Below are 12,839 nucleotides of genomic sequence, written 5' to 3'. Positions count from 1 at the left end.
GAAGAGAGCCGACCCCATGCCCCGCATCGCCCTCTACACCCTCGTCGTCTGTGTCCTCGCCGTGGCCGCCGCGGTCGTCTCGTTCGCCCAGGGCAGCTGGCTGGGGATCGTCTGGGTGCTGCTGGCGGGCCTGTCGTCCAACATGACCTGGTACTACGTCAAGCGCGACCGGGCCGCCACGGGGCAGGGCAAGTCGGTCACGGGCTGAGCGTGCAGACCTCCGGGGTGTCGCGCCAGAAGCGGTAGAGCTCGTGGCCGCAGGCGCGGGAGAAGTCGTCGACACTCAGACCGCGCAGGATCGCGTCGATCGCGTCGAAGAACACGCTGTTGACCGACGGCACCCACAGCAGTGCGAACACGAACAGCAGCCCGAACGGCGCGTACGGCTCCACCTGCCGCTTCACCTTGTGCGACAGCCACGGCTCGATCACTCCGTAGCCGTCCAGGCCCGGCACCGGCAGCAAGTTCAGGATCGCCGCCGTCACCTGGAGCAGGGCGAGGAAGGCCAGCGCGTACCGGAAGTCGAGGGGCACCCCGTCCAGGGCGTGCAGCCAGAAGGGCGCCGTGCACACCGCCGCGAACAGGACGTTCGCCAGCGGGCCCGCCGCCGAGATCAGGCTGTGCCGCCAGCGGCCCCGGATGCGGTTGCGTTCGATGAACACCGCACCGCCCGGCAGACCGATCCCGCCCATGATCACGAACAGCACCGGGAGCACGATGCTCAGCTGCGCGTGCGTGTACTTCAGCGGGTTGAGCGTGAGGTAGCCCTTCGCGCCGACCGTGATGTCGCCGCTGTGCAGGGCGGTGCGCGCGTGCGCGTACTCGTGCAGGCACAGGGAGACGATCCAGGCCGCCGTGACGAACAGGAACACCGCGAGGCCCGGCTGCGCGGCGAACCCCGTCCAGGTGGCCCAGCCGGTCACCGCCGTGACGGCCAGGATCCCGACGAAGACGGGACTGATCCGGCTCTCGCCGCGGCGGGTGGTGGCGGTCGTCATGGGCTGCTCCTGGAGGCGGGTACGGTCGCGATGCCGACCGTACCGGCCGGGGGCTCGCGGGGAAAACGTCTCGCGGTGGCCGTCCGGTTCCTGGAGGGTGGGGGAATGACACTGATGAGGGTGTTCTACGAGGACTGGCAGATGGAGTGCTGCGGCAGGACCTTCTCGGTCGGCGACGAGGTCGGCTGGCGGCTGGTCTCCGTCGACGAGGGGGAGGCCCGAGGCGGCTGCTGGTACGGCGCCCAGGCCTGGGTGGAGAACCACGGCGGCCCGAAGCACAGGACCGTCGGCCGGGTCCGCGCCATCGACCTGGTGCACCAGGAGTACGCGGCCCACCACGACCCGCGCGCCGCCGAGACCGCCGACCCGCCGCCCGGCACGGTGGTCTTCCGGGCGACCGGGCGCAAACTGGAGCCGGTGCCCGGCTCACGGACCCTGGAGCCCGTCGACAGCTGTCCGAGGTGGTTCGACGGCTTCGAGTACGAGGAACAGCCGCCGCGGCAGGTTCCGTTCCGTGTCCGGCGTGCCGCCGGCGCCCTCGTCACCCTGGAGGTCCCGGACGACGCCGAAGGCCCCGGACGGCGCGCCGCCCGAACCCGGTGACCTGACCCGACCGCTCCGGAGACAATGGACCCCGTGCGTTATCGCCTGCTCGGCCCCACCCAGGCACTCCGTCCCGACGGCACGCCCGTCCCGGTCGGCGGGGCGCGGCTGCGTACCCTGCTGAGCGTCCTCGCGCTGCGGGCCGGCCGGACCGTGCCGGCGGGCGTGCTGGTGGACGAGGTGTGGGGTGCGGAGCCGCCCGCCGATGCCACGGGCGCCCTGCAGGCGCTGGTGGGCCGGCTGCGCCGGGCGCTCGGCGCCGACGCCGTCGCCTCCGTCGGGGGCGGCTACCGCCTCGCCGCCGCCCCCGACGACGTCGACCTGGGCCGGTTCGACCGGCTGACCGGCGAGGGCCTGCGCGCCCTGAGTGACGGCGACCCGGCCAAGGCCGCCGCCGTCCTCGACGACGCGCTCGCCCTGTGGCACGGCCCCGCCCTCGCCGACCTGCCCGACCGCACCGCCGAGGCGGCCCGCTGGGAGACCCGCCGCCTGGACGCACTGCGCGCCCGGCACACCGCCGCCCTCGCCCTCGGCCACGCCGAGCAGTCCCTGCCCGAGCTGACCGCCCTGTGCGACGGCCACCCCCTGGACGAGCCGCTCCAGGCGCTGCGGCTGCGCGCCCTGCGCGCCGCCGGCCGGCCCGCCCAGGCGCTGGCCGCCTACGAGGACGTACGACGGCTCCTCGCGGACCGGCTCGGCTCCGACCCGGGCCCCGAACTGCGCGCCCTGCACACCGAGTTGCTGACCGAGACGGCCGAGCCGCCGGCGCCCCCGGCTCCGGCGGCACCGGGCAACCTGCCCGCCCGGCTCACCTCCTTCGTCGGCCGCGAGGCCGACATCTCGGCCATCGGCGCCGACCTCGCGGCGGCCCGTCTGGTCACCCTGCTCGGGCCCGGCGGAGCCGGCAAGACCCGGCTGTCCCAGGAGGCCGCAGAGGCAGTACGGCACACCGCCCGGGACGGGGTGTGGCTGGCTGAACTGGCGCCCGTGGACGACCCGGACGCCGTACCGCAGGCCGTGCTGACCGCGATCGGCGCCCGCGAGACCGTGCTGCACGGCGCCGGCGTCGAGACCATCCGCGCGGTCTCCGACCGGCACGGCGACCCCGTCGAGCGGCTCGTGGAGCACTGCGCCCGGCGCCGGATGCTGCTCGTCCTCGACAACTGCGAGCACGTCATAGAGGCCGCCGCGCGTCTCGCGCAGCGCCTGCTGGCCCGCTGCCCGGAGCTGACCGTGCTGGCCACCAGCCGCGAACCCCTCGGTGTGCCGGGGGAGTTGGTGCGGCCCGTGGAGCCGCTGCCCGGGCCGGTGGCGCTGCGGCTGCTCGCCGACCGGGGCCTGGCCGCCCGGCCCGGATTCCGGGTCGCGGACGACTCCGAGGCGTGTGCCGAGATCTGCCGCCGGCTCGACGGACTGCCCCTCGCGATCGAGCTGGCGGCCGCCCGGCTGCGCGTGCTGACACCCCGCCAGATAGCCGACCGGCTGGACGACCGCTTCCGGCTGCTGCGCACCGGCAGCCGCACCGTGCTGCCCCGCCAGCAGACCCTGCGCGCCGTGGTGGACTGGTCCTGGGACCTGCTGGACGAGGAGGAACGGGACGTCCTCTCCCGCCTGTCGGTCTTCGCGGGCGGCTGCGACCTGGCCGCCGCCGAGGCCGTGTGCGGCCCGGCCGCCCTGGACGCGCTCGGCTCCCTGGTCGACAAGTCCCTGGTGGTGGCCGCCCCTTCGGCGGACGGCGGGATGCGCTACCGCCTTCTTGAGACCGTCGCCGAGTACGCGGCCGAACGGCTGGAGGAGTCCGGGCGCCGGGCCGACGCCGAGCGCGCCCACCTGACGTACTACCGCGAACTCGCCCGCACCACCGACCCGTTGCTGCGCGGCTCCGGGCAGCGCGCCGCCATCGACCGGCTCCAGCTGGAGTACGAGAACCTGCGCACCGCCCTCAGGCACGCCGTCGCCGCCCGCGACGAGCAGGAAGGGCTCAGCCTGGTGCTGTCGCTGGCCTGGTTCTGGCAGATGCGCGACCAGCGCATCGAGACCCGCACCTGGTGCCAGGAGGTCATGGCCCTCGGCCCCGACCCGTTCACCGAGCCGGTCCGCCCCGCCCGCCCGGTGTGGCAGCGCTGCACCGACACCCCGCCCCCGCTCACCGGCGAACTCCTCGCCGAGGCCCGGCGCGGCGTCCACCTCGCCCATCTCGCCTGCGCGGACACCGAGTTGGAGACCTGGCAGTCCCCCGAGGCGCAGGCCAAGCTGCGGGTCGTCACCCAGGTCTACGAGCCCGGCATGCCGCAGACCTGCCGGGCCCCGGGCATGCTGTGGTTCTTCGCCGAGATGCTGACCGGCGGCGTGGAGCGGCTGAACACGATCCTCGACGCCACCGTGCGGACCTGCCGGGACACCCCCGGCTTCGAATGGGAGCTGGCCGGCGCCCTGCAGATGAACGCCAACCTCCTCGCCAACCGCACCGCCTGGGCGGGGGACGCCGTCCGCGACGCCGACGAGGCGCTGGAGATCTACCGCCGCCTCGGTGACGACTGGGGCACCGCCGAGGCGCTGTCCGCCCGCGGCGAGGCCCACGAACGCAAGGGCCACTACGGGCAGGCCGCCACCGACTACACGGCGGCCATCGAACACGCCGAACGCCTCGGGGCCCGCGCCCAGACGGCCGTCCTCAACGCCCGGCTGGGCAACGTGCTCATGGAGTCGGGCGACACCGAGCGCGGCGAGCGGATGCTGCGCGACGTCGTCGCCCGCCAGGACGGCGTCCACAACGAGGCGATGCCCGCCGCCCGGCTCTTCCTCGCCTGCTGGCTCGGCCTGACCGACCGCACCGCCGAGGCACGTGACCAGCTCCGGCTGCTGCGCGAGGAGTTCAAGATCGCGCACTTCGTCGTTTTCGACGCCCTGATCCTCGGCCAGGAGGCCTGGATGGACGCCCTGGACCGCCGCTGCGAGGAGGCCCTGACCCGCGTCCGCCGGGCACTGCGGCTCGCCACCGACCCGCTGTCCCAGGCCGTCACCCCGCATCTGCACTCCATCTGCCTCACCATCGCGGCGATGGCCCTGGCCGCCCGCGACGGCGTCGCCGGCGCCGCGGACGCCGCCCGCTGCCTGGCCGCCGCCGAGGCCCTGCTGCCGGCCGGGCACGTCTCCTCCGGCGTGGAGCGCCGGGTGTTCGAGCTGACCGAGGCCCGGATCCGGGAGACGCTCGACGGACCCGCGTACGAGGCCGCGTACGCCGAGGGCGGTGGCCTCTCCCTCGCGGAGGCCACCGCCCTGGTGTGACACGGCGAACGTCAGCTCTTCGTCCGGAACTTGTGGATCGCGACCGGCGCCATCACGGCGGTGATCGCGACGGACCAGCCCAGCGTCACCCACACGGGGTGGGCGACCGGGCCGCCGGTCATCAGACCGCGGGCCGCGTCCGCGAGCGTGGACAGCGGGTTGTAGTCGGTGAAGTGCTGCAGCCAGTTCGGCATCGACTTGGGCGGGGCGAAGATCGACGAGCCGAACTGGAGCGGGAACAGCACCAGGAAGCCCATCGCCTGCACGGACTGCGCGCTCTTCAGGACGACACCGAGGGTGAGGAACACCCACATGATCGAGGAGGCGAACAGCGCGGCCAGACCCACGGTCGCGAACAGGCCGGGCCAGCTGCTGATGTGGAAGCCGACCAGGACGGCGACGACCATCAGGATGGCCGTGGCGAACAGCATCCGGAGCAGTTCCACCGCGATCTTCGCGAACAGCACCGAGCCGCGCCCGATCGGCAGGGACCGGAAGCGGTCCATGACCCCGCTGCTGAAGTCCTGGCTGAAGCCGGTGCCGACGCCCTGGGAGAGCGTCATGCTCATCATCGCGATCATGCCGGGGATGACGTACTGCACGTACTTCCCCTGACCACCGCCCAGGGCCTGCCCGATCGAGCCGCCGAAGACGTACACGAACAGCAGCGTGAAGACCACCGGCATCAGCAGGGCGTCGAACATCGACTCGGGGTCCTGGCGGATCCACAGCAGGTTGCGGCGGATGAGCGCGCCGGTGTGCCGCAGATGCCCGCGCAGCGGGATACGGACGTCGTCGGCGCCGGTGGTGGGGGTGACGGTGGCGGTGGCGGCGCTCATACGGCGACGACCTCCTCGCGGGACTCGGAGGGCGTGGTGTCCTGAGGGGCACCGGCACGGTGGCCGGTGAGGGACAGGAACACCTCGTCCAGGCTGGGCAGTTCGGTGGTGATGGAGGAGATCGTGATGCCGCGCGCGGTGACCGCGCCGACCACGGCGGTCAGCTGCTCGTCGCTGAGGATCGGCACCAGCAGTGTGCCGCTCTCGGTGTCGACGGTGGTGGTGGCGAGCCCGGTGATGCCCAGCTCGTCGAGCATCTGGGCGAGCGGCTGCAGCTGGAGGGCGTCCACCGGCCGGACCCGCAGTGTGCGCCCGCCGACCTTGGCCTTCAGCTCCTCGATGGCGCCGTTCGCGATGACCTTGCCGCGGTCCACGACGGTCAGCTCGGAGGCGAGCTGCTCGGCCTCCTCCATGTACTGGGTGGTGAGCAGGACGGTGACCCCCTCCCCGACCATCGCCTTGACCTCGTCCCACACCTCGTTGCGGGTACGCGGATCGAGCCCCGTGGTCGGCTCGTCCAGGTACAGCACGGCGGGCCGCCCGATCATCGAGGCAGCGAGGTCGAGCCGGCGCCGCATGCCACCGGAGTACGTGCTCGCCGGGCGCTTGGCGGCCTCCGTCAGCGAGAACCGCTCCAGCAGTTCGTCGGCACGGGTGCGGGCGTCCTTGCGGGAGAGGTCGAGCAGCCGCCCGATCATGTAGAGGTTCTCCCAGCCGGGCAGCTTCTCGTCCACCGAGGCGTACTGCCCGGTGAGCCCGATCACCCGGCGCAGCTGCCGGGGCTGCCGCACGACGTCGTACCCGGCCACGGTGGCCTGCCCGGCGTCCGGGGCGAGCAGGGTGGACAGGATCCGTACCAGGGTGGTCTTGCCGGCGCCGTTCGGCCCGAGCACCCCCATCACGGTGCCCACCCGCACATCCAGGTCGACACCGTCCAGCGCCTTGGTCTCGCCGTAGTGCTTGACCAGTCCCCGTACGGTCACGGCGGAACGCCCGCCGGCGGGGTTGTCATCGATTCGCGTCATGCGGAAGACAGTGCCAGTGTCTGCCGACAAACGACCGACAAGCGACCGACACCCCTGCCGACAGCCTGGGGGGCGGAGCCCCCAGGGCCATCAGCCCCCACACGGGGACAGCCCGCCGACGGGGGACGGTCGACGGGCTGCCCGGGTGTTTCCGCAATGGCCTAGTGGACGGAGTGCTCCTCCAGCGGGAACGTCCCGCCGACGACATCCTCCGCGAACTCCTTCACGGCGTTCCCCATGACCTCACGCAGGTTCGCGTACTTCTTGACGAACTTCGGCATCCGACCGGAGGTCAGCCCGAGCATGTCGGTCCACACCAGGACCTGCGCGTCCGTTTCCGGCCCGGCACCGATGCCGACGGTCGGAATGTGCAGCACCCGGGTCACCTCGGCGGCAAGCTCCGCGGGAACCAGCTCCAGCACGACCGCGAACGCCCCCGCGTCCTGCACCGCCTTCGCGTCCCGCAGCAGCTGCTGAGCCGCCTCCTCGCCGCGCCCCTGCACGCGGTAGCCCATCGCGTTGACGGACTGCGGGGTCAGCCCGATGTGGGCCATCACCGGGATACCGGACTCCACCAGCAGCCGGATCTGCTCGTGCGAGCGCTCGCCGCCCTCCAGCTTGACCGCGCCGACCCCGGCCTCCTTCACCAGCCGGGTCGCCGAGCGCAGCGCCTGCACCGGACCCTCCTGGTAGGAGCCGAAGGGCAGGTCGCCGACGATCAGGGAACGCTGCGTGCCGCGTACGACGGCCGCGGACAGCATGGTCATCTCGTCGAGGGTGACGGGCACGGTCGTCTCGTACCCGAGGTGGCAGTTGCCCGCCGAGTCGCCGACCAGGATCACCGGGATCCCGGCCTCGTCGAAGACGGACGCGGTCATCGCGTCGTAGGCGGTGAGCATGGGCCACTTCTCGCCGCGCTCCTTGGCGAGGGCGAGGTCGCGGACCGTGATGCGGCGGGTGCCCTTCCCTCCGTACAGCGCCTTGCTGCCGTCGGAAGGCTTGTTCTGGGCAGCCGAAAGCTGCGTCATGGCAACGGCTCCTTCAGTCATCTCGAGGCGCCCTGACGGCGTCCCCGGATCGTCTCCATGGTGGCACCTCGTGCCAGCCAGGGCCAGGGGACCCCCCTGTGATCCCCGCGGAGCTGTCGGCCCGCTGTGTAAGGCCTCGGCAAAAGAATTAGATACGAGACGGTTCCGTATTGAAATGACCGTAGTCTCGAACGCATGACACCTTCCGTCCCTGCCTCCCGGATACCGGAAGCCGTACACCGGCGCCGCTGGGCGATCCTCGGCGTGCTGATGCTGAGCCTGCTCATCGTGGTGCTCGACAACTCGATCCTGAACGTCGCCATCAAGACCATCTCCACCCCGGCACCCACCGGCCTCGGCGCCACCCAGAGCCAGATCGAGTGGGCGATCAACGCCTACACCCTCGTCTTCGCCGGCCTGCTGTTCACCGCCGGCCTCGTCGGCGACCGCCTCGGCCGCAAGAAGGTCCTGCTCGGCGGCATCGTGGTGTTCGGCATCGGCTCGGCCCTCGCCGCCGAGTCCGGCTCCCCGGACCAGCTGATCGCCTACCGCGCCCTGATGGCCCTCGGTGCCGCCTTCGTGATGCCCGCCACCCTCGCCGTGCTGATGAACGTCTTCGAGCGCGAGGAGCAGCCCAAGGCCATCGGCATCTGGGCCGGCGGCGTCGGCCTCGCCATCGCCATCGGCCCGATCACCGGCGGCGCGCTCCTCGCCCACTTCTGGTGGGGCTCGGTCTTCCTGATCAACGTACCGATCGTGATCATCGCGCTCGCCCTGATGATGTGGCTGGTGCCCGACTCGCGCGACCCCAGGCCGGGCCGTCTCGACCCCGTCGGCGTCGTCCTGTCCGTCGTCGGCCTGGTCCTGCTGGTCTACGGCATCATCAAGGGCGGCGAGCTGGCCGACTTCACCGACGTCAAGGTGCTGGCGACCATCGCCGCCGGTCTCGTCGTCCTCGCCGGCTTCGTCGTCTACGAGAAGCGCAGCGACCACCCGTCCCTGGACGTGACCTACTTCAAGAACAAGGTCTTCTCGGCCGCCATGGCCGCCATCGCGCTCGTCTTCTTCGCGCTGATGGGCGTGACGTTCTTCTCGGTCTTCTACATGCAGAGCGTGCGCGGCTACTCGCCACTCCAGTCCGGCGTGATGATGCTGCCGCTGGCCGCCGCACAGATGATCTTCGCGCCGCGTGCCCGGCTGGTGGTGGAGCGGTTCGGCAACAAGGCCACGACCACCGCGGGCCTGGTGCTGATCGCGGCGACGCTGGCCGCGTTCGCCACTTTCGAGGCCGACACGCCGATCTGGCTGCTGGAGATCGTCTTCTTCCTCATGGGCACCGGAATGGCGCACATCATGACGCCGACCTCCGTCGTCATCATGCAGGCCCTGCCGCGCGAGAAGGCCGGTTCCGCCTCCGCGCTCAGCAACACCTTCCGCCAGGTCGGTGGCGCCCTCGGCATCGCCGTCCTCGGTTCGGTGCTCTCCACCTCGTACCGCAACGGCATCGAGGGCAAGCTCGGCCTGCTGCCGCCCGGCCTCAGGGACACGGCCGGCGAGTCCATCGAGGCCACCCTCGGCATCGCCGAGAAGCTCGGCCCGCAGGGCAAGGGGCTCGTCACCCCCGCCGACGACGCCTTCCTGCACGCCATGCACATCACCGCCCTGTGCGGTACGGGCGTCGCACTGATCGGCGCCGTGGTGGTGGCCCTGTTCCTGCCGGGCAGGCCGCCGGTGGGTCAGGAAGACAAGAAGGAGCAGGAATTGGTCGCAGCCGCGGACTGACCGGAGTCAGTGGGTCCACGGGGGAAGGAGGCAACTGCGGGAGAATTCCCGCAGTACAGCGAAAGGACGGACGAGTGAGCCTTGCCGAGAGCCGGCCGCGGCCGGACGGGCCCGTCAGGGGCCGCCCGCGCAGTGAGGCCGTGGAACGCGCCATCGTGGAGGGCGTGATGAAGCTCCTGGAGGACGGCGTACCCCTTGCCGAACTCTCCATCGAGCGCGTCGCGCGCACGGCCGGGGTCGGCAAGGCCACCATCTACCGCCGCTGGAGCGGCAAGGAGGAGCTCTTCGTCGACGTCCTGCGCGCCGCGGAGCCCCCCGACCCCGAACTCCCCGGCACGTCCATGCGCGACGACCTCGTCGTGCTGCTCGAATCCCTGCGCCGGCGCGGCCTGGTCAGCCGTTCCTCGGTGATCCTGCACAACGTGCACGCCCAGATGAAGAGCAGCCCCAGGATCTGGGCGGCGTACCACGCGAACGTCATAGTGCCCCGGCGCAACCTCGGCCTCGACGTGCTGCGCCGAGGGCAGTTGAACGGTGAACTGCGTGCCGACGTCGACCTGGAGCTGGCCAACGACATGTTCGTCGGCCCCATGCTCGTCCGTTCCGTCATGCGCCCCGACGCCGACCTGCCCGAAGGTCTCTCCGAGGAGATCGTCGACACGGTCCTGGAAGGCCTACGACCCGTCAGCTCGACATCCTCGTCGCACTAATGTGCGCGTTTCGTCACAGACCGCGCCCGTTCGGGGGGTAACCGGAACCCCCAGCCCCGCCTCGTTCGTCCTCGTCTTCCGTACGGCCGTCATGGGACGGCGGGATCGGAGCCGATCATCCCCTAGGGTCGGAAGAGCACGGGGGGACGACGGTGTGTGCACGGCAGGCAGTGAGGCAGACGGTATGGCGCAGCAGGCGTACATGACGGAGACGGACAACGGCGGCTCGGGGCCCGAGCGACCGGGATCCCGGCTTCGGCGCCTGATGCGTCGCCTGCTGGCCGGCTGGCGCGGCGATCCGCGCATCTGGCGCCGGGGCATCGTCCTCGCCGTGCTCGCGCTGCTGCTGGCCCTGGTGATGCTCATGCACTCGCGGGTGCCCAACACGGTCGGCAACCTCGGCAGTCTCACAGAGACGTTCCTGCCCTGGCTGGGCCTGCTCATCCCGGTGCTGCTGGTCTTCGGCCTGATCCGTAAGTCGGCCACCGCTCTGATCGCTGTCCTCCTGCCGGCCATCGTGTGGCTGAACCTCTTCGGCGGGCTGCTCACCGACAAGACGGCCGGCGGCGGCGACCTCATGGTGGCCACCCACAACGTCAACGCCGACAACCCCGATCCGTCCGCGACCGCCCGGGACGTCGCCTCCTCCGGCGCGGACCTGCTGGCCCTGGAGGAACTGCCCGCGTCCGCCGTCCCGGTGTACGAGCAGGCGCTCGCGTCGACGTACCGGTACCACGCGGTGGTCGGCACGGTCGGCCTGTGGAGCAAGTACCCGATGAGCGACGTCAAGGCCGTCGACATCAAGCTCGGCTGGGAGCGCGCGATGCGCGCGACCGTGGCGACCCCCAAGGGCCCGCTCGCGGTCTACGTCGCCCATATGCCCTCGGTCCGGGTGAAGGTGGAGGCCGGATTCACCGCCCGGCAGCGGGACAAGAGTGCCGACGCGCTCGGCGAGGCGATCGCCGACGAGACGCTGAAGCGGGTCGTGCTGCTCGGCGATCTGAACGGCACGATGAACGACCGCTCGCTCAACGCCGTCACCTCGCAGCTGCGCTCCACGCAGGGCGCGGCGGGCAGCGGCTTCGGGTTCAGCTGGCCGGCGTCGTTCCCGATGGCGCGGATCGACCAGATCATGGTGAAGGGCGTCGAGCCGAAGAGTTCCTGGACCCTGCCGCGCACGAACAGCGACCACCTTCCGGTGGCTGCCCGTGTGACGCTGGACACGTCCTCGTAACCGGCTGGAATACCGGGCCCGAGAGGCTTTGTTCCGTGGCTGAACATAAACTGGACGGAACCTCCCTCTCCCCTGAAAGGCACAGGCCCTTCATGCCCCTGGCCCTGCTCGCCCTGGCCGTCGGCGCTTTCGGTATCGGTACGACCGAGTTCGTGATGATGGGCCTGTTGCCCGACGTCGCGGACGACCTGCACATCTCCCTCCCCACCACCGGGCACCTGGTCTCGGCGTACGCGCTGGGCGTCGTCATCGGCGCCCCGCTGCTGGCCGCCGTGACCGCGCGGATGTCCCGCCGCAAGGTCCTGATGGCCCTCATGGCCCTGTTCGTCGCGGGCAACGCACTCTCCGCGCTCGCCCCCGGCTACGACTCGCTGCTCGCCGCCCGCTTCCTCAGCGGCCTGCCGCACGGCGCCTTCTTCGGCGTGGGCGCGGTCGTCGCCACGAACCTGGTCGCGCCGGAGCGCAAGGCCCGTTCCGTGTCCCTGATGTTCCTCGGTCTGACCGTCGCCAACGTCGTGGGCGTCCCGGTCGCCACGCTGATGGGCCAGCACCTGGGCTGGCGGGCGACCTTCCTCGGCGTGAGCGCGATCGGCGTCGCCGCGATCGCCGCGCTCGCGCTGTTGATCCCGCACGACCACGCCCACGCCCACGCCCCCGCGAGGGGCCTGCGCGGCGAGCTGGCCGCACTGCGGTCGCTGCCGGTGTGGCTGGCCCTCGGGACGACGGTGGCGGGCTTCGGCGCCCTCTTCGCCGCCTACAGCTACGTCACCCCGATGCTGACCGACTCCGCCGGTTTCGCCGAGTCCAGTGTGACGCTGCTGCTCGCCCTGTTCGGCGTCGGCGCGACCGCGGGCAACCTGCTGGGCGGACGGCTGGCGGACCACGCGCTGCGCGGCACCCTCTTCGGCGGCCTGGCCTCGCTGGCGGCCGTACTGCTGCTGTTCCCGGTGCTGATGCGCGCCGAGTGGAGCGCCGCCCTCGCGGTGGCCCTGCTCGGCATGGCGGCGTTCGTCACCGGCTCCCCGCTCCAGCTGATGGTCATGGAGAAGGCCGCCGCGGCCCCCTCCTTGGCCTCCTCCGCCAACCAGGCGGCCTTCAACCTGGCGAACGCCGGCGGCGCCTGGATCGGCGGCCTGGCCCTGGCGGCGGGCTTCGGGGTCGCGTCGCCCGCGGTGGCCGGAGCGGGGCTGGCGGTGCTGGGCCTGGCGGTGGCGGGTGTGGCGTATGCGGTGGACCGGCGCCGGGAGGTCGCTCCGGTGGCGCGGGTGGTCGCGACCCACGTGCCCGAACAGTCCGGCACGTTGCACCACTGAGCCGACCTGGTCGGGCAGC

At 71.8% G+C, this 12,839-nt stretch carries 11 protein-coding genes; 7 read left to right on the top strand and 4 right to left on the bottom strand.

Going from position 1 to position 12,839, the window contains the following annotated elements; translation table 11 throughout:
* The first annotated feature begins 16 nt into the window (after window positions 1-16).
* Window positions 17-208: a hypothetical protein gene (locus AQI88_RS06350; protein ID WP_066993745.1), complete on the top strand. Its 192-nt coding sequence runs from the start codon at window positions 17-19 to the stop codon at window positions 206-208.
* Here the strand turns inward: AQI88_RS06350 and AQI88_RS06345 are convergent.
* Window positions 198-998: a site-2 protease family protein gene (locus AQI88_RS06345; RefSeq protein ID WP_066993167.1), complete on the bottom strand. Its 801-nt coding sequence runs from the start codon at window positions 996-998 to the stop codon at window positions 198-200. The genes AQI88_RS06350 and AQI88_RS06345 overlap by 11 nt on opposite strands.
* A 105-nt stretch (window positions 999-1,103) precedes the next feature.
* Between AQI88_RS06345 and AQI88_RS06340 the strand changes: the two genes are divergently transcribed.
* Window positions 1,104-1,601, top strand: coding sequence for a DUF6578 domain-containing protein (locus AQI88_RS06340; RefSeq protein ID WP_066993163.1), 498 nt, complete (start codon window positions 1,104-1,106; stop codon window positions 1,599-1,601).
* Window positions 1,602-1,625: 24 nt separating this feature from the next.
* Window positions 1,626-4,889, top strand: coding sequence for an AfsR/SARP family transcriptional regulator (locus tag AQI88_RS06335; RefSeq protein ID WP_066993160.1), 3,264 nt, complete (start codon window positions 1,626-1,628; stop codon window positions 4,887-4,889).
* Window positions 4,890-4,900: 11 nt separating this feature from the next.
* Here AQI88_RS06335 and AQI88_RS06330 read toward each other — a convergent pair whose 3' ends face one another.
* The 3 genes from AQI88_RS06330 to panB form a co-directional block, all read right to left on the bottom strand.
* On the bottom strand, window positions 4,901-5,728 hold the full coding sequence (locus tag AQI88_RS06330) for an ABC transporter permease (RefSeq protein ID WP_066993157.1): 828 nt from the start codon (window positions 5,726-5,728) through the stop codon (window positions 4,901-4,903).
* Window positions 5,725-6,753: an ATP-binding cassette domain-containing protein gene (locus tag AQI88_RS06325; protein WP_066993154.1), complete on the bottom strand. Its 1,029-nt coding sequence runs from the start codon at window positions 6,751-6,753 to the stop codon at window positions 5,725-5,727. Before AQI88_RS06325 ends, AQI88_RS06330 begins: the two co-directional genes overlap by 4 nt.
* 161 nt (window positions 6,754-6,914) lie before the next feature.
* Entirely contained in the window at window positions 6,915-7,781 is an 867-nt protein-coding gene (gene panB, locus AQI88_RS06320) for a 3-methyl-2-oxobutanoate hydroxymethyltransferase (RefSeq protein WP_066993152.1), read from the bottom strand.
* A gap of 195 nt (window positions 7,782-7,976) precedes the next feature.
* Between panB and AQI88_RS06315 the strand changes: the two genes are divergently transcribed.
* From AQI88_RS06315 to AQI88_RS06300, 4 genes are all read left to right on the top strand, one after another.
* On the top strand, window positions 7,977-9,563 hold the full coding sequence (locus tag AQI88_RS06315) for an MFS transporter (protein WP_066993149.1): 1,587 nt from the start codon (window positions 7,977-7,979) through the stop codon (window positions 9,561-9,563).
* A 74-nt stretch (window positions 9,564-9,637) separates the two neighbouring features.
* Window positions 9,638-10,273, top strand: coding sequence for a TetR/AcrR family transcriptional regulator (locus AQI88_RS06310; RefSeq protein ID WP_079057415.1), 636 nt, complete (start codon window positions 9,638-9,640; stop codon window positions 10,271-10,273).
* Between the two features lie 265 nt (window positions 10,274-10,538).
* On the top strand, window positions 10,539-11,507 hold the full coding sequence (locus tag AQI88_RS06305; RefSeq protein WP_066993742.1) for an endonuclease/exonuclease/phosphatase family protein: 969 nt from the start codon (window positions 10,539-10,541) through the stop codon (window positions 11,505-11,507).
* Window positions 11,508-11,599: 92 nt separating this feature from the next.
* Complete coding sequence (locus AQI88_RS06300; RefSeq protein WP_066993143.1) at window positions 11,600-12,820, top strand: MFS transporter; 1,221 nt, start codon at window positions 11,600-11,602, stop codon at window positions 12,818-12,820.
* The last annotated feature ends 19 nt before the right edge of the window (window positions 12,821-12,839 follow it).

This window comes from Streptomyces cellostaticus, from assembly GCF_001513965.1.
In the GTDB taxonomy this organism is placed as follows: Bacteria; Actinomycetota; Actinomycetes; order Streptomycetales; family Streptomycetaceae; genus Streptomyces; species Streptomyces cellostaticus.
The sequence above is the reverse complement of the archived record's forward strand: the minus strand, read 5'-3'. Positions and strand labels throughout refer to the sequence as shown.